At 72.2% G+C, this 26,271-nt stretch carries 22 protein-coding genes and 2 tRNA genes; 5 read left to right on the top strand and 19 right to left on the bottom strand.

The annotated features are described in order from the left end of the window. Positions 1 to 32: 32 nt before the first annotated feature. Positions 33 to 839, bottom strand: coding sequence for a class E sortase (locus tag CFLA_RS00115; protein ID WP_013115276.1), 807 nt, complete (start codon positions 837 to 839; stop codon positions 33 to 35). Continuing rightward, positions 836 to 1,678, bottom strand: a complete 843-nt coding sequence (locus CFLA_RS00110; RefSeq protein ID WP_013115275.1) for a DUF881 domain-containing protein — start codon at positions 1,676 to 1,678, stop codon at positions 836 to 838. Before CFLA_RS00110 ends, CFLA_RS00115 begins: the two co-directional genes overlap by 4 nt. Before the next feature lie 194 nt (positions 1,679 to 1,872). On the opposite strand from CFLA_RS00110, the gene CFLA_RS00105 reads away from it, so the two are divergent. After that, entirely contained in the window at positions 1,873 to 2,124 is a 252-nt protein-coding gene (locus CFLA_RS00105; protein ID WP_013115274.1) for a cell division protein CrgA, read from the top strand. 204 nt (positions 2,125 to 2,328) lie between these two features. On the opposite strand, the gene CFLA_RS00100 is transcribed toward CFLA_RS00105, so the two are convergent. Beyond that, positions 2,329 to 3,045: a rhomboid family intramembrane serine protease gene (locus CFLA_RS00100; RefSeq protein WP_013115273.1), complete on the bottom strand. Its 717-nt coding sequence runs from the start codon at positions 3,043 to 3,045 to the stop codon at positions 2,329 to 2,331. A gap of 175 nt (positions 3,046 to 3,220) precedes the next feature. Then, positions 3,221 to 3,760 (bottom strand): peptidylprolyl isomerase, encoded by a 540-nt coding sequence (locus tag CFLA_RS00095; RefSeq protein ID WP_013115272.1) that lies wholly within the window; start codon positions 3,758 to 3,760, stop codon positions 3,221 to 3,223. A gap of 181 nt (positions 3,761 to 3,941) precedes the next feature. Between CFLA_RS00095 and CFLA_RS00090 the strand changes: the two genes are divergently transcribed. The 4 genes from CFLA_RS00090 to CFLA_RS00075 all read left to right on the top strand — a co-directional run bounded on the left by CFLA_RS00090 (position 3,942) and on the right by CFLA_RS00075 (position 9,573). Further along, positions 3,942 to 4,853: a hypothetical protein gene (locus tag CFLA_RS00090; protein ID WP_013115271.1), complete on the top strand. Its 912-nt coding sequence runs from the start codon at positions 3,942 to 3,944 to the stop codon at positions 4,851 to 4,853. Between the two features lie 220 nt (positions 4,854 to 5,073). Continuing rightward, on the top strand, positions 5,074 to 8,046 hold the full coding sequence (locus tag CFLA_RS00085; RefSeq protein ID WP_013115270.1) for a glycoside hydrolase family 9 protein: 2,973 nt from the start codon (positions 5,074 to 5,076) through the stop codon (positions 8,044 to 8,046). Between the two features lie 224 nt (positions 8,047 to 8,270). Then, positions 8,271 to 8,960, top strand: coding sequence for a GNAT family N-acetyltransferase (locus tag CFLA_RS00080; protein WP_013115269.1), 690 nt, complete (start codon positions 8,271 to 8,273; stop codon positions 8,958 to 8,960). Between the two features lie 52 nt (positions 8,961 to 9,012). Continuing rightward, positions 9,013 to 9,573, top strand: a complete 561-nt coding sequence (locus CFLA_RS00075) for a hypothetical protein (protein WP_013115268.1) — start codon at positions 9,013 to 9,015, stop codon at positions 9,571 to 9,573. Between the two features lie 172 nt (positions 9,574 to 9,745). Here CFLA_RS00075 and CFLA_RS00070 read toward each other — a convergent pair whose 3' ends face one another. From CFLA_RS00070 to dnaA, 15 genes are all read right to left on the bottom strand, one after another. Next, a complete protein-coding gene (locus CFLA_RS00070) occupies positions 9,746 to 9,949 on the bottom strand; it encodes a cold-shock protein (RefSeq protein WP_013115267.1) in 204 nt (67 codons plus the stop codon). A gap of 583 nt (positions 9,950 to 10,532) precedes the next feature. After that, positions 10,533 to 11,762 carry an RtcB family protein gene (locus tag CFLA_RS00065; RefSeq protein ID WP_013115266.1) on the bottom strand — a complete coding sequence of 410 codons (1,230 nt, stop codon included), beginning with the start codon at positions 11,760 to 11,762 and terminating at the stop codon, positions 10,533 to 10,535. A gap of 119 nt (positions 11,763 to 11,881) precedes the next feature. After that, positions 11,882 to 12,898, bottom strand: a complete 1,017-nt coding sequence (locus tag CFLA_RS18755) for a radical SAM protein (RefSeq protein ID WP_013115265.1) — start codon at positions 12,896 to 12,898, stop codon at positions 11,882 to 11,884. Between the two features lie 3 nt (positions 12,899 to 12,901). Further along, positions 12,902 to 13,273, bottom strand: coding sequence for a hypothetical protein (locus CFLA_RS00055; protein WP_043598642.1), 372 nt, complete (start codon positions 13,271 to 13,273; stop codon positions 12,902 to 12,904). A 213-nt stretch (positions 13,274 to 13,486) separates the two neighbouring features. Continuing rightward, a tRNA-Ala gene (locus CFLA_RS00050) sits at positions 13,487 to 13,559 on the bottom strand. 16 nt (positions 13,560 to 13,575) lie between these two features. Then, the gene (locus tag CFLA_RS20640) at positions 13,576 to 13,695 is read right to left on the bottom strand and encodes a DLW-39 family protein (protein WP_013115263.1); all 120 of its coding nucleotides are present in this window, start codon (positions 13,693 to 13,695) and stop codon (positions 13,576 to 13,578) included. A 59-nt stretch (positions 13,696 to 13,754) separates the two neighbouring features. Continuing rightward, positions 13,755 to 13,828 (bottom strand) — tRNA-Ile (locus CFLA_RS00045). 141 nt (positions 13,829 to 13,969) lie between these two features. Next, complete coding sequence (locus CFLA_RS00040; RefSeq protein WP_013115262.1) at positions 13,970 to 14,887, bottom strand: DUF3566 domain-containing protein; 918 nt, start codon at positions 14,885 to 14,887, stop codon at positions 13,970 to 13,972. After that, a complete protein-coding gene (gene gyrA / locus CFLA_RS00035) occupies positions 14,884 to 17,496 on the bottom strand; it encodes a DNA gyrase subunit A (protein ID WP_013115261.1) in 2,613 nt (870 codons plus the stop codon). Before gyrA ends, CFLA_RS00040 begins: the two co-directional genes overlap by 4 nt. Positions 17,497 to 17,562: 66 nt before the next feature. Further along, entirely contained in the window at positions 17,563 to 19,659 is a 2,097-nt protein-coding gene (gene gyrB / locus CFLA_RS00030) for a DNA topoisomerase (ATP-hydrolyzing) subunit B (RefSeq protein ID WP_013115260.1), read from the bottom strand. 210 nt (positions 19,660 to 19,869) lie between these two features. Beyond that, positions 19,870 to 20,493, bottom strand: coding sequence for a DciA family protein (locus CFLA_RS00025; protein ID WP_013115259.1), 624 nt, complete (start codon positions 20,491 to 20,493; stop codon positions 19,870 to 19,872). After that, positions 20,483 to 21,679, bottom strand: a complete 1,197-nt coding sequence (gene recF, locus CFLA_RS00020; protein ID WP_013115258.1) for a DNA replication/repair protein RecF — start codon at positions 21,677 to 21,679, stop codon at positions 20,483 to 20,485. The genes CFLA_RS00025 and recF overlap by 11 nt, the downstream gene beginning before the upstream one ends. A gap of 5 nt (positions 21,680 to 21,684) precedes the next feature. Continuing rightward, entirely contained in the window at positions 21,685 to 22,614 is a 930-nt protein-coding gene (gene gnd, locus CFLA_RS00015; protein ID WP_013115257.1) for a phosphogluconate dehydrogenase (NAD(+)-dependent, decarboxylating), read from the bottom strand. A 101-nt stretch (positions 22,615 to 22,715) separates the two neighbouring features. After that, a complete protein-coding gene (dnaN, locus tag CFLA_RS00010; protein WP_013115256.1) occupies positions 22,716 to 23,846 on the bottom strand; it encodes a DNA polymerase III subunit beta in 1,131 nt (376 codons plus the stop codon). Positions 23,847 to 24,599: 753 nt separating this feature from the next. Then, a complete protein-coding gene (gene dnaA / locus CFLA_RS00005; protein ID WP_013115255.1) occupies positions 24,600 to 26,204 on the bottom strand; it encodes a chromosomal replication initiator protein DnaA in 1,605 nt (534 codons plus the stop codon). Between the last annotated feature and the right edge of the window lie 67 nt (positions 26,205 to 26,271).

Below are 26,271 nucleotides of genomic sequence, written 5' to 3'. Positions count from 1 at the left end.
GTCCCGTCGCCCAGCCCGGTCCCGCCTGCCGGTCACGCGGTGCCGCCCGACAGGTCGAGCTGCCCGGACTCGACCATCTCGGCGAGCTCGGCGGGGACGCCGTCCGCGGTGGGCGCCCAGTAGTCGAGCACGCCGTGCACGACGTACCGCTCGCGTGCGGAGAACATCGGGTGGCAGGTCGTCAGCGTGATGTAGCGCTCGGTGGGCTCGACGCCCTCCTGGTTGGGCACCGGCCAGATGACCCGCACGTCGCGCGGCAGCACGACCTCCGTCGCCGTCGCCTTGTAGACGTACCAGGTGTCCTTGGTGCGCACGACCAGCGCGTCGCCGATCTGCAGCTCCTCGATGCGGTTGAACGGCTTCCCGAAGGTCACGCGGTGGCCCGCGAGGGCGAAGTTCCCGAGGCCGCCCGGCATCGCCGTGCCCTCGTAGTGGCCGATGCCGAGCACGTCGAGCACGGTCGGGCGGTCGGTGCCCTGCGAGATGGGGCGCAGCTGCTCGCCGGCCCACCGGGGTGTGACGAACTGCGCGATCTGCTCGGCGTGGCCCGGCTCGTCCGGGACGGGCGGCTCGTCGCGGCGGGGCTCGGCGATCCGGATCCCGCCGTCGTCGGCCGGGGGCGGAGGCGTGTAGTTCATCTCGCGCACGATCTCGGCCTGCGCGGCGTTGCCCTCGACGTCGGTCCACCACAGCTGCCACACCAGGAAGCCGAGGAGCAGCACGCCGACGGTGATGAGCAGCTCGCCCACCACCCCGACGAGGCCGTAGACGAACGACGCCCCGCCGGCCGCGCGGGGGGTGCGGGCGTGCGCGGGCGGGCGCACGCTCGTCGCGCTCACAGGAGCCCTCCCTCGGCAGCCGGGGCGGCGGCCACGGGTGGGGCTGCGTCGGCGGGCTCGGTGGCGGGGTAGCCGGGCAGCACCTCGACGTCGTCCGGCACGCGCGCCCAGGTCAGCTCCGTGGCGCCGGAGTACGCGGGCAGGTCGACCGTGTCTCGGTCCTGGACGTCCCAGCCCAGGCCCAGGTCACCCGCGTCGCGGACGTACACGCTCACGGCGCCGTCGGCGTCGAGGGCGGCGCGCAGGCGCTCGGGGTCCCCGACGACCGAGATGACGAACGGCGGCGAGTACATGCGGCCGTGCAGCCGCAGGACGTTGCCCTGGCACTGCACTCCCGTCGTCGACACGACACGCTGGTCCATGAGGCCCATCGCCTCGGCTCCGCCGGCCCACAGGGCGTTCATCACGGCCTGGATGTCCTGCTGGTGGACGACGAGCAGGTCGGGGCTGAGGGCCTCGCGGCGGGCGTCGACGGGCGCGTCGTCCATCGTGACGGTCAGCCCGCGCCCGCTCACGGGCACCGAGCCGCTCGCGACGACGTCGCCGGCGCGCGGCTGCACCGCAGGCCGTCCGGCGAGCGCGTTCTGCTCGGCGGTGAGCTGCTCGACCTCCGCGCGCAGCAGGTCGACCTCGGACGAGAGGCGTTCCACGGTGGCCGACTGCTTCTGGGTGAGCTCGCGCAGGTCCTGCGGGTGGCGGTCGTCGGTGCCGGCGCTGCTGCGCGCGTTCACCGTGAACATCAGCCCGGACAGGCCCAGCACGAGACCGACGGAGACCGCGCCCCTTCCCAGGCCCCGGCGTCGCGTGCGAGGCGCGCGGACGTCGGCGGTCGGCGTCATACCGCCTCCTTCCGCGCAGGACCCGCACGGGTTGCGGGACGACGGCACTACGCTAGGTCACGTTCGGCGCATGCCGACACCGGTCCGCAGGACGTCGGCACCCCGGGCACCCGGACGGCCCACCGTCCCTGCGGGCCCCGGTGACGACGATGCCCCGCCTGCTCACCGCACCGTTGCAGACAGGAGCCACCCCAGTGCCCGAGTCGAAGTCGCGCAAGAAGGCGACGTACACCCCGCCGCCCGTCAAGGCGTCCGCGCCGAAGCCGCTCCCGCGCTGGTACCTGCCGCTGTCCCTGGGCCTGATGATCCTGGGCCTGGTGTCGCTGGTCGTCACGTACCTGTCCAGCGGTGCCGCGCTCCCCGTGCCCGGCATCGGCCAGTGGAACCTCGCGGTCGGCTTCTCGATCATCATCGTCGGCTTCGGGATGCTCACCCGCTGGCGCTGACGCCACCCGGTGCACCGGCTGTGGGCACGCGGTGCCCACAGCTACGTCCACAAGGTCGACCGCTCGTCGTCCACAGGCCTCACCCACACCTGTGGAGAACTACACCGGTGTAGTTCCCCAGGTGTGAGCAACCCTGAGGACGTCTCCCCGGTCGCGCAGACCGGGCAGCGACCGGTACGGACGCACGGACGTCGAGCGCGGCCGTCAGACCAGGCCGTTGGCCCCGTACATCACCCACGTGACGACGACCAGGACGCTGACCAGCGTCGCGGGCGCGACCCAGCCGACGGCTGCCCGTCGCTCCCGCGGGGCGTACGCGTAGGCGGCACCGAGCAACGCTCCCGTCACCAGGCCGCCCAGGTGCGCCTGCCACGCGATGTTGGGCAGCACGAAGCCCAGGACGCCGTTGAGCACGAGGATGCCGATGATCGGGCCCGCGTCGCGGCCCATGCGCCGCAGCACGACGAGCACTGCGCCGAACATGCCGAACACGGCGCCCGAGGCACCGACGATCGGCGTGAGCCACGAGCCCGTCGCCGGCGCCAGGAGCACCGCCCCGACCGACCCACCGAGCGCGCTCACCAGGTACAGCGTCGCGAAGCGCGCCCGTCCGAGGGTCTGCTCGAGGGACGGGCCGACCATCCACAGCGCGACCATGTTGAACAGGATGTGGAACACGCCCGTGGAGTGCAGGAACGCCGCGGTGAGGAAGCGCCAGGGCTCGAACGCCCCGGCGACGGGGCTGAACGCCCAGCGTGAGGTCCACCCGGGCACCGCGAGCTGCAGCACGTAGGACGCGACGCACAGGCCGATGATCGTCAGGGTGACGATCGGTCGCCCATCACGTACCCGCCCGCCGAAGACGGTGCGGCCCTCCCGGGACGTGCGCGCGGCCTCGGCGACGCAGTCGACGCAGTGCACGCCGACGGCAGCGGGCCGCTGGCAGTCCGGGCAGGCCGGCCGACCGCAGCGCTGGCAGCGGACGTACGCGATCCGGTCCGGGTGGCGCGGACAGACGGGCGGCTCCCCGGTGCCACCGCCGGGAGCGCCGGGCGGGCCCGCGACGGGACCGCCCGGCGCACCGAAGCTGCTGATGTCAGGCCTCCACCGTGACGGACGTGATCGTCACGTCCTGCACCGGGCGGTCGCCGGGCCGCGTGGGCGTCGTCGCGATCGCGTCGACGACCTTGCGGCTCTCGTCGTCCACGACCTTGCCGAAGATCGTGTGCTTGCCGTTGAGCCACGTGGTGGCGGCCACCGAGATGAAGAACTGCGAGCCGTTGGTGCCGCCGACGCGGCCCGTCACGGGGTCGAGGCGCTTGCCCGCGTTGGCCATCGCCAGCAGGTAGGGCTCCGAGAACGTGAGCTCGGGGTGGATCTCGTCGTCGAAGTTGTACCCCGGTCCCCCGCGGCCGTTCCCGAGCGGGTCGCCGCCCTGGATCATGAAGTCGGGGATGACGCGGTGGAAGACCACGTCCTTGTACAGGGGGTCGGTGCGGGGCGCGCCGGTGGACGGGTCGGTCCACTCCTTGGTGCCCTGCGCGAGGCCGACGAAGTTCTCGACGGTGCGCGGCGCGTGGTTCTCGAAGAGCTCGACCCGGATGTCACCGGCGGACGTGTGGATGGTCGCGAACATGGGGCCAGTCTGGCACCCGCGGCCGTTCGGGTGCCCTGCGACGGACGGGGGATTCGCCGCGGGCGAACCACCGCCGTGCACCGGGCGCGTCGCGGCGGACAGTGGCAGAGTGTCAGGTCAGGACGTCACGATCACCCCACCAGCACACCAGCCGACACACCAGACAGCTCGGGAGTGGCACATGACCCATCGGCCGAAGATCGACGTGGACACCGAACGCCTCAAGGGGCAGGCAGCCGAGCTGGGCGCCACCCTCGCGGACGGCGCCAAGGACGCGGCAGCGAGGGCGGGTGACGCGGCCGGCCACGCGAAGGACTGGACGGCGCCGAAGGTCGAGGCGTTCGTCGCCTGGCTCCTGCCGCGCCTGGACCACCTCTACAAGGAGAGCGTGAAGAACGCCGCTCCCCGGGTCGAGGAGGCCGCCAAGAGGGCGACGCCCGCGATCGACACCGCGCACGACAAGCTGGTCGACGAGCTCATCCCCAAGCTCGTCACGGCCCTCAACGAGGCCGCCGTGAAGGCGGGCGCGCAGGTCGAGCACGCGGCCGACGTCGCCGCCGTGACGGCCGGCAAGCAGTCGAAGAAGCTCGCGAAGGCGGCGCAGAAGGCTGCCCGGGAGGCCGCGAAGGCCGAGCGCAAGCACTCCGGTGCCAAGACGTTCTGGCTGGTCGCGGGCGTGCTGGGAGCCGGGGCCGCGCTCTTCGCGTGGCTGCGCGGCCGCTCGACGACGGACCCGTGGGCCGAACCGTGGGAGCCCGCGGACGGTGGCGACTCGCTCAAGGCGCGTGCGCAGACCGTCGTCGGCGACGCGGCGGACGCGGTCGGCGAGGTCGCCGGTGCTGCGGTCGCCAAGGGCCGTGAGGCGGCCGAGGCGGTGGCCCACGCGACCGAGGAGCTGACCGACAAGGCCAAGCACGCGACCGAGGAGCTGACCGACAAGGCCAAGGAGGCCGCGGAGGCCGCGCAGGACACGGCCCGCAAGGCGACGCGTCGGTCCGCGACGAAGAAGCCCGACACGCCGGCGGCCGGTGCGACCCCCGAGGCTCCCGAGTCCACCGCCACGACCACGGACGGCCCCGGCACCGCCTCCTGACGCGCGTCGGCGCACCTCGTCCGGCCCCGGGTCGTCCACGCGACGACCCGGGGCCGTCGTGCGTCCACGCACGAAACGGTTCAGGGATGGACAGCCGCCCCCACGCGTCAGCACGATCAGCGCGGGCCCCCCGCCACCTCGACGACGTCGCCGTCGTCCCGCGCCCGGCGCCCGTGGGAGCGCTCCACCAGCGCTCGATCCCCGAACGAAGGGACGTGCCATGCCGAGCACCTCCGCCCACCGCGCGCGCCGCCGCTCGCTGTGGGCCCGCACCGCCGCCGTCGCGCTCGTCGTCAGCGGCACCGTGCTGCCCCTCCAGGGCGCGCAGGCGGCGCCGGCGTACAACTACGCCGAGGCGCTGCAGAAGTCGATGTTCTTCTACCAGGCGCAGCGCTCGGGCGACCTCCCGGCGAACTACCCGGTCTCGTGGCGCGGCGACTCCGGGCTCGACGACGGCAAGGACGTCGGCAAGGACCTCACGGGCGGCTGGTACGACGCCGGTGACCACGTGAAGTTCGGGCTGCCGATGGCGTTCACCGCCACGATGCTGGCGTGGGGCGCGCTCGAGAGCCCCGACGGGTACGCGGCGGCCGGCCAGACCGACGAGCTGCGCGACAACCTGCGCGCCGTCAACGACTACTTCGTCAAGGCACACACCGCGCCCAACGAGCTGTACGTGCAGGTCGGCAAGGGCGACGACGACCACAAGTGGTGGGGCCCCGCCGAGGTCATGACCATGGCCCGCCCCGCCTACAAGATCACGGCCGCCTGCCCGGGCTCGGACGCCGCAGCCGAGACGGCCGCCGCCATGGCGTCCGCCTCGCTCGTCTTCCAGGGCAGCGACCCCTCCTACGCGGCGACGCTGCTGACCCACGCCAAGCAGCTCTACTCGTTCGCCGACACCTACCGCGGCAAGTACTCCGACTGCGTCACCGACGCGCAGTCGTTCTACAAGTCGTGGTCCGGCTACCAGGACGAGCTGGTCTGGGGCGCGTACTGGCTCTACAAGGCCACGGGCGACGCCACCTACCTGGCGAAGGCCGAGGCGGAGTACGACAAGCTGAGCAACGAGAACCAGACGACGACGAAGTCGTACAAGTGGACCGTCGCGTGGGACGACAAGTCGTACGCGGCGTACGCGCTGCTCGCCATGGAGACGGGCAAGCAGAAGTACGTCGACGACGCGAACCGCTGGCTCGACTACTGGACCGTCGGCGTCAACGGCGCCAAGGTGACCTACTCCCCCGGCGGCATGGCCGTGCTCGACTCGTGGGGCGCGCTGCGGTACGCGGCGAACACCTCGTTCGTCGCCCTGGTGTACTCCGACTGGCTGACCGACAGCACCCGGAAGGCGCGGTACCACGACTTCGGCGTCCGCCAGATCAACTACGCGCTGGGCGACAACCCCCGCAAGTCGTCGTACGTCGTGGGCTTCGGGGCGAACCCGCCGAAGAACCCGCACCACCGCACGGCGCACGGCTCGTGGCTGGACTCCCTCAAGGACCCGGCCGAGACGCGGCACGTGCTGTACGGCGCGCTCGTCGGCGGCCCCGGGTCGGCCAACGACGCGTACACCGACGACCGCGGCGACTACGTCGCCAACGAGGTCGCCACGGACTACAACGCCGGGTTCACGAGCGCGCTGGCGTACCTGACGGCCCAGTACGGCGGAACACCGCTGGCGTCGTTCCCGCGGCCCGAGACGCCGGACCAGGACGAGTTCTTCGTCGAGGCCAAGCTCAACCAGCCTGCCGGTGGCACGTTCACCGAGGTCAAGGCCGTCGTGCGCAACCGGTCGGCGTTCCCGGCCCGGTCCCTGACCAACGCCTCGATCCGTTACTGGTTCACGCTCGACGCGGGCGTCGACGCGTCCGCGGTCACGGTCTCGACCAACTACAGCGAGTGCGGCACGACGCCCTCGAAGGTCGTCCACGCCGGCGGCAGCCTGTACTACGCCGAGCTGAGCTGCGCCGGGCAGAACATCCACCCGGGCGGGCAGTCGCAGCACCGGCGGGAGATCCAGTTCCGCGTCGCCGGGACCACCGGGTGGGACGCCACGAACGACCCGTCGTTCGCCGGCCTGCCGGCGTCCGGCGACCCCGTCAGGACGAAGGGCATCACGCTGCACGAAGGCAGCACCCTGCTGTGGGGGACGGTGCCGGGCGGGACCACGCCGACGCCCACCCCCACGCCCACCCCGACGCCGACGCCCACCCCGACGCCGACGCCCACGCCGACGCCCACGCCGACGCCCTCGCCGTCCCCGACGATGCACCCGATCATCGCGAGCCCGCAGGACGTGCGGCTGGTCGCCGCGGGTGACGAGCTGCGCCTGACGTGGACCGCGCCGACGATCGGCGCGGCCGTCACGGGCTACCAGACGCAGCTCGACGACGAGCCGCTCCAGAGCACGCGCAACACCTGGTACAACCGGCTGGACCTGGCACCGGGCGAGCACACGATCCGCGTCCGTTCGCAGGCGGCCGAGGGCACGTCGGCGTGGGTCGAGCGGACCGTCAGCATCCCGGCCGACGGCGAGTGGCCGACGACCGTGCCGGTGCCGGCGAACTTCGAGGCCAAGGGCGGCTCGCACGGCTTCTCGTTCACCTGGGAGACGCCCACCGGCGGACCGGAGGTCGTGGCGTTCGAGACGATCATGACGTGGTCCGGGAGCACGGGCAGCCCGACGATCTCGCGGGACACCGCGCACGCGATCATGGGGTACGACTTCCCGCGCGGTGACTACACGGTGTCCGTCCGGTCGGTCGCCGCGGACAACTCCGTGTCGCCGTGGGTCACGGGGACGGCCACGATCACCGAGGGCGGGATCCCCGGGATCACCCCGCCCCCGACCCCGCCCCCGACCACGCCGCCGGCCGCGTCCTGCGCCGTCACGTACACCGCGAACAGCTGGAACAGCGGCTTCACGGCCTCGATCCGACTGACGAACACCGGTGCGACGGCCGTGACCTGGAAGCTCGCGTTCGACCTGGCGGCCGGGCAGAAGGTCCAGCAGGGCTGGAGCGCCACGTGGGCCCAGTCGGGCACCACGGTGACGGCCACCGGTGCCGCCTGGAACGCGACCCTGGCGCCCGGCGGGACCATCGACCTGGGCTTCAACGGGTCGCACACCGGCCAGAACCCCGACCCGACGTCGTTCACGCTGAACGGCGCGACCTGCACGGCCGGGTAGCACAGACGGGTCCCGGTCCGGCTCGACCCCCGACGTCGCCGGACCGGGACCGATCCACCACCGGGCGGGTGGCCCGTTCCACCAGCCCGGGGCGTCCGACGCGGGGGCAGTCGGACGCCGCACGGGGGCGTCGCGCGTTGCGTGCGGCGCCCCCGTCGCGTCCCTGCGCGCACCCGGCGCCGTTTCCGGTTGACCGGACCCGCCCCGACCACGACGCTTCCGGGATGAGCGACACACCCCGCGCACCGACGGCCGAGCTGACCGACGTCGAGATCTGGCCCCTGACGGGACTGCGGGTCGTCAGCGGGGACCTCGAGCTGCGCGCCCCGGACGACCGCATGCTGCTCGACCTGGCCCGGGTCGCGGCGCAGGGGGTGCACCGCGAGGACTACATGCCCTTCCTGGTGCCCTGGACGCGCGGCACGCCCACGCAGGTCGCCCGCAGCGTCATGACGTACCAGTGGGGCCTGCGGCAGCGCACGACGCCGGCCGACTGGGCGATCGAGCTCGCGGTGGTGCGCGACGGCGAGCCGATGGGCACGCAGGGCTTCTACGCCAAGGACTTCCCGGTCACGCGGACGGTGGAGACCGGCTCGTGGCTCGGCCTGCGCTACCAGCACGGCGGCATCGGCACGCGGATGCGCCTGATGGTCCTGCACCTGCTCTTCGAGGGCTTCGGCGCACGGCACGCGACCAGCTCGGCGTTCACCGACAACCCGGGCTCGGCCGGCGTCAGCCGCAAGATCGGCTACCGCGAGAACGGCGTGCTGCACCAGGCACGCGAGGGCGGGCCGGTCGACAGCCAGCTCTTCGTGCTGGACCGCGCCGACTGGGACGCGCGACGGGACGACCTGCGGATCGACGTGACGATCGAGGGCCTGGAGCCCGTGAAGGAGCAGCTCGGGATCGCGTGACGGTTCCCGGAGGTCCTGGGCGTGGCAGGTCAAGCGGGAGTAACGTCCGGCCATGCTTCTCGCCGACCTGCAGGCCCGGGTGCGCATCTCGCTGACCACGACGCTCGTCGACGAGTGGACGTTGTTCGCGCCGTCGGCGGGGACGAGCCGACCCTCCGAGCGGACGATCTCGTCGCACCTCGGGTGGGCCCTGCGGGGGTGCGTCGAGAGGTCGTGGGACGTCGACGTGGACTACGACCGGTCCGGCATGGTGCTGGAGGCCTCCGTGCGGCTCGACGGGGCCACGTCGCGACCGCCGCACCTCATCGTCCACCAGCGCGGGCGCCTCGGCCCGGAGCACAACCTGCTGCTGGTCGAGCTCACCACGGACGCCGCGGACCCCGGGACGCCGCAGCTCGCGGTGGCACGGGCCATCCAGCAACGGTTCGGCTACCGGTACGCCGTCCTGCTGGACCTGCGGCTCGACGAGGACGGGACCACGGCGCACGTCCACCCGCACTGGCAGTGGGCGACGCTCGAGGACGGCCTGGTCACCGACGAGCCCGTGCCCGTGTACGCCGAGGAGGTGCTGGCGGGCATCCTGCAGCGCGCACGGCGGACGACGGGCCGCTGACGGCGGCCGACGGGGGCGGAGCCGGCTGCGGACACGGCTGCGGACACGGCTGCGGACACGACGAGGGCCGCGCAGCGTGACGCTGCGCGGCCCTCGGGTGCTCGTGGCGAGCCGCTGCCCGGACGGGCGCGCTCGGTGGAGCGTGCGCTCCTGACGGAGCGGGAGGCTCAGGTCAGAGCGGGCGGATGTCCGACGCCTGCAGGCCCTTGGGGCCCTGCGTGACCTCGAACTCGACCTGCTGGTTCTCCTCGAGCGTGCGGAACCCGGACGAGGCGATCGCGCTGTAGTGCGCGAACACGTCGGCGGAGCCGTCGGAGGGGGCGATGAAGCCGAACCCCTTCTCGGCGTTGAACCACTTCACGGTGCCGGTGGCCATGGTGTCTTCTTTCGTCGTGCCTGCCGGCACGCTGCTGCGGAGCCGGTTGCCACGCCCGGACGGGCGCGGACGATGGAGGGTCGACGTGCGTCGTGCACGCCGGTGGGCGGGTGCGGCCGGTGCCAGGAGGCACGTCGCACGGTCGAACGTCGGGGCGACGCCCACCGGCCGCGTCAGGCGGTCGTGGGCGTGGTAGCCGTCGGGGTGGCGGGCGATCAGGCCGGCGTACTCGCCGTCGACCGTGCCGACCCACAGGTCGTCGTCGGCGGCACGCCAGACAGGTGCCGCGGGGGAGGTCGCGCTCGCCGCAGGTGCGGTCGAGGGACTCTCGAGATGCGTGGTGGTGATGGGTGACTCTCTGCTTCCGCTCCGCCGCTGCGGCGGAGATCCTGGTCGGCGGTGGTCCGCCGGTGCGTGCTGTCCTGCGCTCCGATGCGCGGGACCGAAGTGCGCCGCGGTCGTGTTCTCGCGGCATGACGCGGTGACGACTGTACACGAGTCGCGGCCAGGCGCCAGGCCCACTCTCGGCCGGCCCGCGGGAGCGGGCCGGCCGAGGGTGCTGTCCGTGCAGGTCAGGGGCGTGTCAGCCCTTGACGCAGACGATCGTCCGCAGGCGCGCGACGACCTCCACGAGGTCGGCCTGCGCCGCGATGACCTCGTCGAGGTCCTTGTACGCGCCGGGGATCTCGTCGAGCACCCCGGCGTCCTTGCGGCACTCGACGCCCGCGGTCTGCGCCGCGAGGTCGTCGAGCGTGAACGTCCGCTTGGCCGCGGCCCGCGACATCCGCCGGCCCGCGCCGTGCGACGCGGACCAGTACGACGCCGGGTTGCCCAGGCCCCGCACGATGTACGAGCCGGTGCCCATGGACCCCGGGATCAGGCCCAGGTCGCCGGCGCCGGCCCGGATCGCGCCCTTGCGGGTCACGACGAGGTCGGCACCGTCGATGTGCTCGGTCGCGACGTAGTTGTGGTGGACGTTCGCGACCTCCTCGAAGGTCACGTCACGGTCGGCGAACGTGGCGCGTACGGCGTCGACGAACAGCGTCATCATCACCGCCCGGGACCGCGCCGCGTACTCCTGCGCCCACCACAGGTCGTTGAGGTACGCGTCCATCTCCGGTGTCCCGGCGAGCAGGACCGCGAGGTCCCGGTCGACGAGGCCCTGGTTGTGCGGCTGGCCCTTCGCGACCGCGACGTGCACCTCCGCGAGGGACTTGCCGATGTTCCGGGACCCCGAGTGCAGCTGCAGCCACACCTGGTCGTCCTGGTCGAGGCACACCTCGAGGAAGTGGTTGCCGCCGCCGAGCGACCCGAGCTGCTTGCGCGCCCGGGACTCCAGCTGCTGCACCCGCGGCGTCAGCGTCTCGAACCGCGCCCAGAAGGCGTCCGCACCCCGCAGCGCCTCGGCCGTGCGGGCCGTGGCCCCGATGGGCCGCAGCCGGCGCAGGTCGACCGGGTCGTCGTGCGCGTGGAACCCGACGGGGATCCGGGACTCGACGGCCGTGCGCAGCGCGTGCAGGTCGTCCGGGAGGTCCGCGGCCGTCAGGGACGTGCGGACGCCGATCATGCCGCAGCCGATGTCGACGCCGACGGCGTTGGGGGAGACCGCGTCGCGCATCGCGATGACCGACCCGACGGTCGCTCCCTTGCCGAGGTGGACGTCCGGCATGACACGCACGCCGTGCACCCAGGGGAGCGCCGCGATGTTGCGCAGCTGCTGCAGCGCTGCCTGCTCGACGTCGTGCTCGTGGGCCCACATCAGCGTCGGCGCCGCGGTGCCGCGCAGCTCGACCGGGAACGTGGTGGTGGTCATGTCATCCCTCCTCGCAGCAGGTCGTCGGCGGTGGCGTCGGACCGGCCGCACGCCGGTGCGTGGGCCGCGCAGGAGGATGCCCGGTGCGGGTGCGTGCTGTCGTGGTGAATACGGCGGCGTCAGCGCCCGCCGACCCCGACGGACGACGCGCAGCGCACGAGGTGCGCCTCCCAGTCGAGGCACGCGCCGTCGTCCTCGGGCAGCGCCGCGACGGCGCGTTCCAGCAGTTCGGCCGCCGCGCGGCCCCGCCGGTGCGCCTCGGAGCCGGCGGTGAACGACTCGAGCGTGCCCAGCGAGCAGCTCACCGGCAGGCCGTAGGCGAAGGGGAGGACCGCGCCGTCCTCGCGCACGACCAGCGGGTTGACGGTGTCGGCCAGCGCGGCGCGGTCCGAGCCCGCGCGGCGCGCTGCTGCGTCCCGCGCGAGCGCCCGCAGCTCGCCGGCCAGCGGGGCGTCGGCCACGACGACCGGGCCGCCCATCGTGCTCAGCATCTCCGCGACGACCCGGAGCCGCAGCAGCTGCGCCGCGTCGAGCCCCAGACCGCCGCCCGGCTCGTCGACGAGCTCGGTCCCACGGCCCACCCGCGCCAGCGGGTGCAGCCGGAGCAGGTCGACGCCCTCCGCCGCGCACACCTCGTAGAGGTCGGGCACGTCGGGCAGGGACGCACGCGTCACGCACGACACGACGGCCGTCCGGACCCCGTGCGCACGCAGCCGCCGGAGCGTGCCGAGGGCCCGGTCGAAGGCGCCCGCGCGGCGGCGCAGCTCGTCGTGCCGGGATGCCGTGCCGTCGAGGCTGACGGCGACCACGTCGAGGGACGCCGGGTCGTCGAGGACCCAGGACGGGACGCGGACCGTGCCGTTGGTGACGAGGTTGACGCGCATGCCGGCCGCGTGTGCCGCCCTCGCGACGCGTTGCAGGTGCGGGTAGAGGAACGGCTCGCCACCGGACACGCTGACCACCCGGTAGCCCTCCGCGGCGAGCTCCGGCAGCGCGCGCTCGAGCGCGGCGGGGTCCGTCCCGCCGCGCTCGTGCGGCGACGACGAGCTGTAGCAGTGGGCGCAGGTCAGGTTGCAGGCGAGCGTCGGGTGGAGCTGGACGACGGTCTGCGCCCGTGCGCCCGCGGCGTCGGCCATCACTCAGACGGGGATCGGGTCCTGGGGCAGACGCAGGCCGGTGAACCGCGGCTGCACCTTCGCCGCGAGCTCGTCGACGCGGTACTCCACGCGCACCCTGGCGACCTCCGGGCGCTCGAGCCCCACGGCCTCGAACCCGAGGCGGTGGACGGGGAGCCCGTCGTCGAAGATCTCGTCGAAGACCCCGTGCTGCCAGATGTCCCACGGGAAGTCCAGGTCGATGCAGATCCCGTACATGCAGATGTCGAGCCACTTGATGTACTTGCTGACGCGCAGGTCACCGAGCCGACGTCCGACGTCCGTCAGGACGTCGTCCGGCAGGTCGCCGCACGCGACGGCGCGTGCGGCCTGCAGGCGGACGGTCTCGGTCAGCACATCGCTCTTCTCGCGCTCCACGGCAAGCCCCCTGATCGCGGTGAACCGGAAGGGCGGAGGGCACCCGACGCACGCGGCGCCGGTGCGGTCAGCCCTGTGATCGCGTCAGGCTAGAACCACCCCGCTGCCGGAGGGCACGTCCGAAAGGGCAGGCGAAGGTGCACAGGCGCACGAACGGCGCAGGACGTGAGGTCCTGCGCCGTCCGGCTCGGGTGGAGCCAAGGGGACTCGAACCCCTAACCCCCTGCTTGCAAAGCAGGTGCGCTACCAATTGCGCCATGGCCCCCGGGCGGGCCGGGACCTCACTCGAAGGTGTCGGTGACCTCGGCCCAGAGGTCCCGCTCGTCACGGTCCTCCGCGTACTTCTGCCAGGCGACGTAGCCGACGGCCGCGAGAGCGGCAAGAACCAGGAGCTTCTTCATCGGATCCCCCGTCTCGGGTGGTGCCGGCAGACCGCGGTACGACGTGCGTACCGGCAGCGTGGGCCTAACAGGACTTGAACCTGTGACCTCTTCCTTATCAGGGAAGCGCTCTAACCGTCTGAGCTATAGGCCCGTGACACGTCCGCCGGAACCGATCCCTGGCCGGGGATCCGCACCGGTGGGCGCGACGGTCGAGACTACCCCAGGCAGGCCGCCGCGCCCAAACCGGCGGGAGCGGTGCTGCCGGGTCGTCCCGGAAGGTGCGGCGGCAGGCTCACTCGTCCGTCATCGTGACGTTCACGCCGCCGACCAGCGCCGCCACGATGTTGTAGAGGAACGCGCCGATCGTCGCGAGCGCCGTCAGCAGGAAGACGTCGATGACACCCACGAGCGTGGCCGCCGACACCGTCTTCTGGAACGACACGTACGACAGGATGTCCAGCGGGCTCTCCTTGCCGACGACCTGGCGGACCAGCCCGTCGATCTGGGTGAACACCTGCAGGCTGTCGAGCGTGAACCACACGACCACGGCCGCGACGACGATCATGATGCCGATCGCCACCGAGAGCAGGAACGCGAGCTTCATGACCGACCACGGGTCGACCCGCGAGATCGCCAGGCGCACGCGGCGCGGACCGCCGCCCACCGTGGGGATGCGACCGGTCGCCGGGCGCGGGGTCGCGCCGGTCACGGGCGCCGTGGTCCGTGCGGCCGGGCGCTGCGCGGCACCGGCGGTCGGCGTGGTGGTCATCGGGTCGTCCTCGCTGCGGGGCTTGGTCAGCTGAGAGTACGCCCTCGACAGGCCCGAACCCGTGACACCGGCGGCCTTCTTCAGCCAGACGGTCGTCGCGTCGACCGCCGTGACCAGCGGCGACGGGGGCTCGTCGCCGCCGTGCTCTTCACCCGCCGTCGGCGTCCGGTGCGGGGCCGTCGAGCCGGACCGCGGCCGGTCGTCGGGCCGGGGGCCCGACGGGGCCGACGTGCGCCCCGTGGAGGTCGACGCCGGGGGCAGTGCGCTGCTGCGCACGTCGACCGTGTACGTCGGCGGGGTCGAGTCGTCCCCGAGGGACGCCCACGAGGAGCCACCGTGGTCGGCGGCCTGCACACCGCCGCCCTGGTCGGGGCGGCTCGAGCTCGTCGTCGGCGACGTGGGTCGCCGACGTGGGGGGATCGAGGGGGGCGTCTCGCTCATGCGTCCTCCGCGGGTCGGTCGCCGTCGGGCACCGACCCGTCAGTCACCGAACCCGCGGGGTCGGGCTGGTCAGGGTCCGGTACGTCGTGATTGGGCACGTTCTCGCTCACGGTACCGCCATCGTCCTCGAGGTGTCGCTCACTGTTCCGGGCGACAGCGATGATCCGGTCACCGGTGTCCGGCTTGGCGAAGATGACGCCCTGCGTCGTGCGACCGGTCGCGTTGACCTCCGACGTGGCCGAACGCACGATCTTGCCGCGCTCCATGATGACGAGCACCTCGTCGTCCGCGTCCGTCACCAGGGCGCCGACCAGGTCGCCGTTCGCCTCCGGCAGGTTGGCGACCTTGATGCCCAGGCCGCCGCGGCCCTGCTGCCGGTAGTTCTCCACCGTGAGCGCCGTGCGCTTGGCGATGCCGCCCTCGGTGACCGTGAAGAGGAACGCGTCCTCGCGCACCACGTCCATCGCGAGCAGGTCGTCGTCGCCGCGGAACTTCATGCCGGTGACGCCGCTGGTGGCGCGGCCCATCGGCCGCAGCGCCTCGTCGGACGCCGTGAAGCGCACCGACTGGCCCTGCCGCGAGACGAGGATGACGTCCTGGTCGGAGTCGACCAGACGGGCCGCGACGAGCTCGTCGGGCCGGCCGTCCTCGTCCTCACGCAGGTTGATGGCGATGACCCCGCCGCTGCGGTTGGAGTCGTACTCCGTCAGGCGCGTCTTCTTCACCAGGCCGCGCTTGGTGGCCAGGACCAGGTGCTCGGCCTGCTCGTAGTCCCTGAGGTCCAGCACCTGCGCGATCTTCTCGCCCGGCTGGAACGCCAGCAGGTTCGCGACGTGCTGACCCTTGGCGTCACGGCCGGCCTCGGGCAGCTCGTAGGCCTTGGCGCGGTAGACGCGGCCGAGGTTGGTGAAGAACAGCAGCCACCGGTGCGTCGTCGTGACGAAGAAGTGGTCGACCAGGTCGTCCTCGCGCAGCTGCGCGCCCCGCACGCCCTTGCCGCCACGGCGCTGTGCGCGGTACGCGTCGACGCGTGTGCGCTTGGCGTACCCGCCGCGCGTGATCGTGACGACCACGTCCTCCTCGGCGATGAGGTCCTCGATGGAGACCTCGCCGTCGAACGGCAGGATGTGCGTGCGGCGCTCGTCGCCGAACTTGTCGACGACCGTCGCGAGCTCCTCGCTGACGATCGTGCGCTGGCGCTCCGGCGAGCCGAGGATCGCGTTGAGCTCGGTGATGTCCGCCTCGAGCGCGTCGTGGCGGTCCATGATCTCCTGGCGCTGCAGCGCCGCCAGCCGGCGCAGCTGCAGGTTGAGGATGGCCTGCGCCTGCAGCTCGTCGATGCCGAGGAGCTCCATCAGGCCGTTGCGGGCCTCCTCGGCGTCGGGGGAGCGCCGGATCAGCGCGATGACCTCGTCGAGCGCGTCGAGCGCCTTGAGGTAGCCGCGGTAGATGTGGATGTCCTCCTCCGCCTTGCGCAGGCGGAAGCGGGTGCGGCGCTGGATGACGTCGATCTGGTGCGACACCCAGTGCCGCACGAACGCGTCGATGCTCAGCGTGCGCGGGACCCCGTCGACGAGCGCCAGCATGTTGGCGCCGAACGTGTCCTGCAGCTGCGTGTGCTTGTAGAGGTTGTTGAGCACGACCTTGGCGACGGCGTCGCGCTTGAGGACGATGACCAGGCGCTGACCCGCGCGACCCGACGTCTCGTCGCGGATGTCCGCGATGCCCTGCACGCGGTTGTCCTTGACGAGGTCCGCGATCTTCTTCGCCAGCGTGTCCGGGTTCACCTGGTACGGCAGCTCGGTGACCACCAGGCACTGCCGGCCCTGGATCTCCTCGACCTCGACGACCGCGCGCATCGTGATCGACCCGCGGCCCGTGCGGTACGCCTCCTCGATGCCCTTGCGACCCAGGATCGTCGCCGCGGTGGGGAAGTCCGGGCCCTTGATGCGCGCCATCAGCGCCTCGAGGAGCTCCTCCTTCGACGCGTCCGGGTGCTCCAGGTGCCACTGGACGCCCGCCGCGACCTCGCGGAGGTTGTGCGGCGGGATGTTGGTCGCCATGCCGACGGCGATGCCGGCCGAGCCGTTGACCAGCAGGTTCGGGAACCGCGACGGCAGGACCGCCGGTTCCTGCGTGTGCCCGTCGTAGTTGTCCTGGAAGTCGACGGCGTCCTCGTCGATGTCCCGGACCATCTCCATGGCCAGCGGCGCCATCTTGCACTCGGTGTACCGCGGGGCAGCTGCGGGGTCGTCGCCCGGGGAGCCGAAGTTGCCCTGCCCCGCGACGAGCGGGTACCGCAGCGACCAGTCCTGCACGAGGCGCACGAGCGCGTCGTAGATCGCCGAGTCGCCGTGCGGGTGGTACTTGCCCATGACGTCGCCGACGACGCGGCTGCACTTGGAGAACTGCCGGTCGGGGCGGTAGCCGCCGTCGTACATCGCGTACAGGACGCGGCGGTGGACGGGCTTGAGCCCGTCGCGCACGTCCGGCAGCGCGCGCCCGACGATGACCGCCATCGCGTAGTCCAGGTAGGACCGCTGCATCTCGAGCTGCAGGTCCACCTGGTCGATGCGGCCGTGCTCGATCTCGCCCGGGGTCTCGGTCACGTGCGGGTCACTCCAGTCGTCGGTACCACGTCGGGGTCACGGTGCGCCGGCACGCCGGCGCCCGCATCAGATGTCGAGGAAGCGCACGTCCTTGGCGTTGCGCTGGATGAAGCCGCGCCGCGCCTCGACGTCCTCGCCCATGAGGACGGAGAAGATCTCGTCCGCCGCGGCGGCCTCGTCCAGCGTCACCTGCAGCAGCGTGCGGTGCTCGGGCGACATCGTGGTCTCCCACAGCTCGGTGTAGTCCATCTCGCCCAGGCCCTTGTACCGCTGGACACCGTTCTCCTTGGGCAGCCGGCGGCCGTTGGCGCGACCGTCTGTGATCACCGCGTCCCGCTCCCGGTCGGAGTACACGTAGTCGTGCGGCGCGTTGCTCCACTTGATGCGGTACAGCGGCGGCTGCGCCATGTAGACGAACCCGCCCGTGATGAGCTGCGGCATGTAGCGGAACAGCAGCGTGAGCAGCAGCGTGCGGATGTGCTGGCCGTCGACGTCGGCGTCGGCCATGAGCACGATCTTGTGGTACCGCAGCTTGCTGACGTCGAAGTCCTCGCCGATGCCGGTGCCGAACGCCGTGATGAGCGCCTGCACCTCCTGGTTGCCCAGGGCCTTGTCGAGGCGCGCACGCTCGACGTTGAGGATCTTGCCGCGGATCGGCATGATCGCCTGCGTCCGCGGATTGCGCCCGCGCACCGCGGAGCCGCCTGCCGAGTCACCCTCGACGATGAAGACCTCGCACTCGGCCGGGTTGTTCGACTGGCAGTCGCGGAGCTTGCCGGGCATCGAGTTCGACTCGAGCAGGCCCTTGCGCCGCGTCGCCTCGCGCGCCTTGCGGGCCGCCATGCGGGCCGCCGCGGCCTGGATGGACTTGCGGATGACGTCCTTGGCCTCGCTGGGGTGGGCGTCGAGCCACGCCCCGAGCTGGTCGTTGACCACCGTCTGCACGAAGCGCTTGGCCTCGGTGTTGCCGAGCTTGGTCTTGGTCTGGCCCTCGAACTGCGGCTCGCCGAGCTTGACCGAGATGACAGCCGTGAGGCCCTCGCGGATGTCGTCACCCGTGAGGTTCTCGTCCTTCTCCTTGAGGATGCCCTTGTCGCGCGCGTAGCGGTTCATCAGCGAGGTCATCGCCGCCCGGAACCCCTCCTCGTGCGTGCCGCCCTCGGTGGTCGAGATCGTGTTGGCGAAGGTGTGCACCGACTCGGAGTACGCGGTCGTCCACTGCAGCGCGATCTCCACCGAGATGCGGCGGGTGGTGTCCTCCGCCTCGAAGTCGATGACGTCGGGGTGCACGTGGTCGACCTTCTTGGCCGAGTTCAGGTGCTTGACGTAGTCGACGAGGCCGCCGTCGTACTTGTACGTGACGTTCCGTGCCGTCGTGGCCGGTGCTTCCGACGGGGTCTCGCCCGTGACCTCGTCCTCGGTCCCCGTGTGCTGCGGGCGCTCGTCGGTCAGCGAGATCTTCAGGCCCTTGTTGAGGAACGCGTACTGCTGGAACCGCGCGCGCAGCGTCTCGAAGTCGTACTCGGTGGTCTCGAAGATCGTGCCGTCCGCCCAGAAGGTCTGCGACGTCCCCGTCTCGTCGGTCGCCGGCCCCTGGCGCAGCTCGCCGACCGGCTTGCCGCCGTCGGCGAAGCTCTGGCTCCACGCGTACCCGTCACGCTTCACCACGGTCTCGACGCGCGACGAGAGCGCGTTGACCACGGAGATGCCGACACCGTGCAGACCGCCCGAGACCGCGTAACCGCCGCCGCCGAACTTGCCGCCCGCGTGCAGGATCGTCATGACGACCTCGACCGTGGGCCGCCCCTCGGTCGGGTGGATCGCGACGGGGATACCACGCCCGTTGTCGGTCACGCGCACACCGCCGTCGGCCAGCAGCGTCACCTCGATCGTGTCGCAGTACCCGGCGAGGGCCTCGTCGACGGAGTTGTCGACGACCTCGTAGACCAGGTGGTGCAGACCGCGCGCACCGGTCGAGCCGATGTACATGCCGGGCCGCTTGCGAACGGCCTCGAGGCCCTCGAGGACGGTGATGTTGCTCGCGTCGTACGTGCTGCCCGACGGCTTCGCCGCCGGGGGCGCGTCGGGGGTCGGGGCCCCGCCCGGGTCCTGACCCTCCGCGGTCTCGTCCTGCGGGTCGCGGGGGGTGCTCTGGTCGGCCACGGGCAGCGGTTCTCCTCGAGAGCTCGGTACGCGCCAGGCGCGTCGTGGACGGCTGCGAACCGCCGACGAGTCCGGATCACCCCACGACGGTGAAGTTCTCGGCTCTCGGGGGCGCGCAGGCGCCTCTGATGACCTCTTCAGTCTACCTGGTGGAGTCCTGATCACGGGCAGGACGGGCGGGTCGTCGGCGTCGGCGCCCCTGCGCGGGCGTCAGCCGTACGTGTCGCGCGGGCCCCGGCCCGCCACGCGGCGCGGGCCGCGGCCGAAGCCGTGGCCGACCGGACCGAGCACGTCGACCTGCACGACGACACCTGCCCCCAGCGCCTCGTCGAACCGCGCGAGCATCGCCGGCGCCAGCAACCGCAGGTTCGCCGCCCACGCCGTCGACGACGCCCGCACCGTCAGCAGACCGGACGCGAACGACACGTACTCGCAGTGGTCCGCGACCTGCGGCCCGACGATCTGTGCCCACCGGTGCACCAGGTCGCCCACCACGAGGCCCGGCTCCCAGCCCAGGTCACGCGCCAGCAGGCCCGCGGACACGGCCAGTGGCTGCGGGTCGCGCGGTCCGGGCGCCGCACCGCTCGTCGTCGCCGTGCCGCGCACCACGCCGGGACGCAGGCCGCGCGCTCGCGCCGCAGCCTTGGCGCGCGCGAGGGCCGCGCGCGCCACCTGCTCCGGCGGCGTGAGCGTCACCAGCTCCGAGACGGGCAGGCCGTCCGGCACCGCCGTCGGGGCGGGCAGGAGGGCGTCGTCGCCCGCGTCCGCCGGGGGCGCGTCCGCCCGGCGGGCCGCCGCGGGGGACGCCGGGCGCGGACCCGGCCTAGAGGACACGGGCGACCTCCCCACCCAGCACGTCGACGCGCGCACCCGCGAGCGGCTCCGGCACGTCCTGCGGGACCGCAGCGGTCACCAGCACCTGCCGCGCGGGCGCGACCAGCTCCGCGAGCCGCTCGCGGCGGCGTGCGTCCAGCTCGGCGAACACGTCGTCCAGGATGAGCACGGGCTCACCGTCCGGCCCCCAGTCCGCCGACCACGCACCGGCGTCGTCCACGCCGTGCGTCAGCAACCCGTACGACGCGAGCCGCAGCGCGAGGGCCACGGACCACGACTCGCCGTGGCTCGCGTACCCCTTGGCCGGCAGCCCGCCGAGCTCGAGCACCAGGTCGTCGCGGTGCGGGCCGACCAGGCACACGCCCCGCTCGATCTCCTTGCCGCGCAGCCGGCCCATCGCGTCGAGCAGGCGCGCCTCGACGAGCTCGACGCCCACGTCCGGCGCACCCGTCAGGGCGTCCGGAGCCTCGTCCAGGGCGGCGTCGAGAGACGATCGGTACGTCAGCACCAGCTCGCCCTGGCCTGCGCTGACCTGGCGGTACGCGTCGGCAGCACGCGGCTGCAGCGCCCGCACCAGGGCCTGACGTGCGACGACGACCTGGGCGCCGGTCTGCGCGAGCTTGGCGTCCCACACGTCGAGCGTGCGCAGGTCCGCACCCGCGCGCGCACGCGTCGCGGCCGCCGCGGACTTCAGGAGTGCCGAGCGCTGCCGCAGCACCCGTTCGTAGTCCCCCAGGACGCCCGCGATCCGCGGCGTGAGCTGGACCAGCAGCTCGTCGAGGAACCGGCGCCGACCGTCCGGGTCACCCTTGACCAGGGCGAGGTCCTCCGGGGCGAACAGCACCGTGCGCAGGATGCCGAGGACGTCGCGCGCCCGACCGGGGGAGCCGCCGTTGACGCGCGACCGGTTGGCCTTCCCGGGCGTGATCTCGACCTCGACGAGCGTCGACCGCTCCTCACGCACCACCTTGGCGCGCACGACCGCGCGGCTCGTGCCGGCCCTGACGAGGGCCGCGTCCGAGGGCACCCGGTGACTTCCGAGCGTCGCGACGTACCCGACGGCCTCGACGAGGTTCGTCTTGCCCTGCCCGTTGGGGCCGACGAGCGCGGTGATGCCCGGCTCGAGCGGCAGCTCGACCTGCGGGTACGACCGGAAGTCGGTGAGGGACAGGTGCGCGACGTACACGCGACTCAGGCCTCCGACGTGGGCGGGGCCGACGGCGTGACGGTCTCCGCGCCCGCCGCGCGCACGGCATGACCGCCGAACTGCTGGCGCAGCGCGGCCACGGCCTTCATCGCCGGCGACTCGCCCTGCCGCGAGGCGAACCGCGCGAACAACGCCGCCGAGATCACCGGCGCCGGCACGGCCAGGTCGATCGCCTCGTCGACCGTCCAGCGACCCTCGCCGGAGTCCTCGACCCAGTCGTCGATCGCCCCGAACCGCGGGTCCTCGGTGAGCGCCTGCACCAGCAGGTCGAGCAGCCACGAGCGCACGACCGTGCCCTGCGTCCACGCACGCATCGTGGCCTGCACGTCCGTGACCAGGTCCTTCGCGGCCAGGAGCTCGTAGCCCTCGGCGTAGGCCTGCATGAGGCCGTACTCGATGCCGTTGTGGACCATCTTCGCGTAGTGCCCCGCGCCGACCGGGCCGACGTGCACGAAGCCGTCGGCGCGCTCCCCCGGAGGACGCAGCGCGTCGAAGACGGGCATCGCGCGCTCGACGTCCTGCGGCGAGCCGCCGACCATCAGGCCGTAGCCGTTCTCCAGGCCCCAGATGCCGCCGGAGACACCCGCGTCGACGAACCCGACGCCGTGCTCGGCGAGGGCTGCCGCGTGGGGCTCATCGTCCTGGTAGTACGAGTTGCCGCCGTCGATCACCAGGTCACCGGGGGAGAGGAGCCGCGCCAGGTCCTGCACGACCGCGTCGGTGATCGGGCCCGAGGGCACCATCACCCACACGATGCGCTCGCCCGCCGGCAGTGCCTCGACCAGCGCCTCCAGGCTCGGGACGTCGGTCACCTCGGGGTTCCGGTCGAAGCCCGTGACCTCGATCCCGGCCTCCCGGATCCGGCGGCGCATGTTCGCGCCCATCTTGCCCAGGCCCACCAGACCGATGTGCATCGTCGTCCAGCCCCTCTCACCGCGCGTCGTGGTCGCCGGTCGTCCCGCGACCGTCCCCGGCCACTGTGCCGCACCTGCCGCGCGAACGCGCGGGGGTGAGGTCAGGTCGCGAAGCGGATCGGGACCAGCAGGTAGCGGTAGTCCTTGCGGTCGTCGCCCTCGAGCGACTCCTGCCCGGTGAACTCCACCGGCTTGTTCGGGTGCGTGAAGGACATCCGCACGAAGGTCGTGTCCAGCGCGCCCAGGCCGTCGGCGAGGAACTGCGGGTTGAATGCGACCGAGATGTCGTCGCCGACCAGCGACGCCTCGAGGGCCTCCGAGGCCTGCGCGTCGTCGCCCTGCCCCGCGTCGAGGACGACCTGGCCGTCGCTGAACGACAGGCGGATCGGGGTGTTGCGCTCCGCGACGAGGGCGACGCGCTTGGCGGCCTCGGCGAGGGCCTGGCGGTGGACGATCGCGTGGATCGGCGTCTCGTCCGGGAACAGGCGGCGCACGGGCGGGTAGTCGCCGTCGACGAGCAGGCTGGTGGTCTGACGTCCGCCGGCCTCGAAGCCGATGAGGTCGACACCGCCGCCGTCCGACAGCGCGACGGAGACCGAGCCGGCACCGCCCAGCGACTTGGCCGCGTCGGACAGCGTGCGGGCGCGGACCAGCGCGACGGCCTCGACGGTGGGGCTCGCCGGCTTCCACGTCATCTCGCGCAGCGCGAGGCGGTACCGGTCGGTCGCCAGGAGGGTCACGCGCTCGCCCTCGATCTCGACACGCACGCCCGTGAGCAGCGGCAGGGTGTCGTCGCGGCTCGCGGCCACGGAGACCTGCGCGACGGCGTGCGTCAGCTCGTCCCCGTCGACCGTGCCCGTGACCTCGGGCATGACCGGCAGGCTGGGGTAGTCCTCGACCGGCATCGTCAGCAGCGTGAAGCGGCTGGCACCGCAGGTGACCTGCACCTTCGTGCCGTCCAGGACGACGTCGACGGGCTTGGCCGGCAGGGCGCGGGAGATCTCGGCGAGCAGCCGCCCGGACACCAGGACCGTGCCGGGCTCGCTCACGTCGGCGGGGAGCTGCGCGCGTGCCGAGACCTCGTAGTCGAAGCTCGAGAGCTGAACCGTGCCGGTGGTGTCCGCCTCGATGCGCACACCTGCCAGGACGGGCACCGGCGGTCGGGTCGGCAGGCTGCGTGCGGTCCACGTGACGGCATCGGCGAGCACGTCTCGATCGACGCGGAACCTCATGCATCACCTTCTCGTCGTCCGGCCCGGGTGCGCTCGGCCGTGCGGGCGGACGCGAGCACGGCGAGGCGCGTCAGCGGGTGCTGGCGGGCTGCTTCGAAGACTACGCGACAGGTCCGACGGTCGGTACACGGCTCACGGCCTCGTCGTCGGCTCGTCCTGCAGGTGCACGGCTCGGGCCGGTCGGCACGTCCCTCACGCCGGTGTGTGGATCCCCCTCTGATGAATGGTTCGTCATCGTCATCGGGGGTGTTGACGATGGGGAAAACCGGTCGAGCCGCAGGTCGCACCGCGTGTCGGGGTGTGGGGAGCTTGGGGACGCCACGCCGGGCGACCCGTGGACGGTGGTGGACGGAGCCGGAAGCATCCTCCGGTGTCCACCGGTGAGGCACCTGCCGTCCACAGCTCTCACCCGCGTCGTCCACCGTCGTCCACAGCTCTGTACACAGGTGTGCACATTCGTCCCATGCATGTTTCACCCGTCCCCGACAGGGGACAGAGCTGTGGATGTGTCCGGTATCGCCACGCTCGTCCACAGGTGTCCACATCGTCTCACCCGGGGGACGGCCGATGCGGGGCCGCACCGCGATGCTGCGTCGTCGCAGGTCAGGGGGTTGCGAAGGACGGTCGGCCCAGCCGGGAACGCCCGGTTGGACCGATAGGGTGAAGGAGTTCACAAGTGTCCCCAGCCGGTGGGCAAACCTGTGGACAACCGTTGCGTCTGCCCGAGGCAGGTGGAAGGGGAGGGGACGGCGATCAGCCGCGGTGCTGCTGCTTGATGCGGTTCGTCAGCTCCGTGACCTGGTTGTAGATCGACCGGCGCTCCGCCATGAGCTCGCGGATCTTGCGGTTCGCGTGCATCACCGTCGTGTGGTCACGACCGCCGAACGCCTGCCCGATCTTCGGCAACGACAGGTCGGTGAGCTCGCGGCACAGGTACATCGCGATCTGCCGGGCGGTGACGAGCACGCGCGAGCGGCTCGAGCCGCACAGGTCCTCGATCGACAGGCCGAAGTACGCGGCCGTCTGCCCGATGACGGTCGTCGCGGTGATCTCCTGAGTCTGGTCGTCGGAGATGAGGTCCTTGAGGACGATCTCCGCGAGCGACACGTCGACCAGCTGACGGTTGAGGTTGGCGAACGCCGTCACACGGATCAGCGCACCCTCGAGCTCACGGATGTTGGTCGAGATGCGCGACGCGATGTACTCCAGCACGTCGTCGGGCGCCTGGAGCCGTTCGCTCGCCGCCTTCTTGCGCAGGATCGCGATGCGGGTCTCGAGGTCCGGCGGCTGCACGTCCGTGATGAGCCCCCACTCGAAGCGCGAGCGCATCCGGTCCTCGAACCCGTTGAGCTGCTTCGGCGGGACGTCGGACGTGATGACGACCTGCTTGCTGGCGTTGTGGAGCGTGTTGAACGTGTGGAAGAACTCCTCCATCGTCTGTTCCTTGCCCTGCAGGAACTGGATGTCGTCGATGAGCAGGACGTCGACCTCGCGGTAGCGGCGCTGGAACGCGCCCGCCTTGCCCTCACCGATGGAGTTGATGAAGTCGTTGGTGAACTCCTCGGAGTTCACGTAGCGCACGCGCACCGTCGGGTACAGGTTCTGCGCGTAGTGGCCGATCGCGTGGAGCAGGTGCGTCTTGCCGAGTCCCGAGTCGCCGTAGATGAACAGCGGGTTGTACGCCTTGGCCGGCGCTTCCGCGACCGCGACGGCCGCGGCGTGCGCGAAGCGGTTGGATGATCCGATGACGAAGGTCTCGAAGCGGTACTTCGGGTTCAGCCGCGCCGGCTCGGACAGTCCGCGCCGAGGGGCGGGGGCGTCGTACGAGGAGCCGTCGACCGCACGCAGAGAAGGTCGGGCCTCGACCGGCTGCTCGGCGGGAGTGACAAGGGCGGCGTCCTCGTCGGCCCCCTGGTCGCGCAGGAACCCGGGGTGCGACGTGACGAGGGCGAGGTCCGGGCGCTGCTCGGCGCTGCGCTCGTACCCGGGGGGCTCGTAGGCGTTGCCGTCGTACGCGGGGGAGTCGTACGACGGCCCCGCGGGAGCGGACGGTGCCGGCGGGACGACCCGCAGCGCAGGCGGCACGTCGTCGGCCACCTCGGCATCGACCGTGATCGCGAAGCGGGCCTCACGACCCAGTGCCTCCGTCAGCGCCTGCGTCACCTCGGCGCGGACACGCGTCTCGAGGTACTCCTTGGTGAGGTCGTTGCCGACGGCGAGCAGCATCGTGCCGTCCAGCAGACCCAGAGGGTGCGCGAGGCGGACGAACGCGAGCTGCCGCGGCGTGATGTCGGGGCTCGCCTCGAGGCTCGTGACGACGTGGCCCCACACGCGGGTCGGCTCTTCGTCCTGTGACAACGTCTACCTCGATGGTCGGGTCGTGCGGCTGCCTGAGTGTGGCACGGGCGACCGTCGTCCACATAGT

This window comes from Cellulomonas flavigena DSM 20109 (assembly GCF_000092865.1).
Taxonomy (GTDB): Bacteria; Actinomycetota; Actinomycetes; order Actinomycetales; family Cellulomonadaceae; genus Cellulomonas; species Cellulomonas flavigena.
Note: the sequence above shows the minus strand (reverse complement) of the source record. Positions and strands in the feature narration are given on the sequence as shown.

Bases quoted from the DNA above. Each gene is read 5' to 3' on its own strand.
- CFLA_RS00110 (WP_013115275.1), bottom strand. From the start codon at position 1,678: ATGACGCCGACCGCCGACGTCCGCGCGCCTCGCACGCGACGCCGGGGC.
- CFLA_RS00095 (WP_013115272.1), bottom strand. From the start codon at position 3,760: ATGTTCGCGACCATCCACACGTCCGCCGGTGACATCCGGGTCGAGCTC.
- CFLA_RS00090 (WP_013115271.1), top strand. From the start codon at position 3,942: ATGACCCATCGGCCGAAGATCGACGTGGACACCGAACGCCTCAAGGGG.
- CFLA_RS00085 (WP_013115270.1), top strand. From the start codon at position 5,074: ATGCCGAGCACCTCCGCCCACCGCGCGCGCCGCCGCTCGCTGTGGGCC.
- CFLA_RS00080 (WP_013115269.1), top strand. From the start codon at position 8,271: ATGAGCGACACACCCCGCGCACCGACGGCCGAGCTGACCGACGTCGAG.
- CFLA_RS00075 (WP_013115268.1), top strand. From the start codon at position 9,013: ATGCTTCTCGCCGACCTGCAGGCCCGGGTGCGCATCTCGCTGACCACG.
- CFLA_RS00070 (WP_013115267.1), bottom strand. From the start codon at position 9,949: ATGGCCACCGGCACCGTGAAGTGGTTCAACGCCGAGAAGGGGTTCGGC.
- CFLA_RS00065 (WP_013115266.1), bottom strand. From the start codon at position 11,762: ATGACCACCACCACGTTCCCGGTCGAGCTGCGCGGCACCGCGGCGCCG.
- CFLA_RS18755 (WP_013115265.1), bottom strand. From the start codon at position 12,898: ATGGCCGACGCCGCGGGCGCACGGGCGCAGACCGTCGTCCAGCTCCAC.
- CFLA_RS20640 (WP_013115263.1), bottom strand. From the start codon at position 13,695: ATGAAGAAGCTCCTGGTTCTTGCCGCTCTCGCGGCCGTCGGCTACGTC.
- CFLA_RS00040 (WP_013115262.1), bottom strand. From the start codon at position 14,887: ATGAGCGAGACGCCCCCCTCGATCCCCCCACGTCGGCGACCCACGTCG.
- gnd (WP_013115257.1), bottom strand. From the start codon at position 22,614: ATGCACATCGGTCTGGTGGGCCTGGGCAAGATGGGCGCGAACATGCGC.
- dnaN (WP_013115256.1), bottom strand. From the start codon at position 23,846: ATGAGGTTCCGCGTCGATCGAGACGTGCTCGCCGATGCCGTCACGTGG.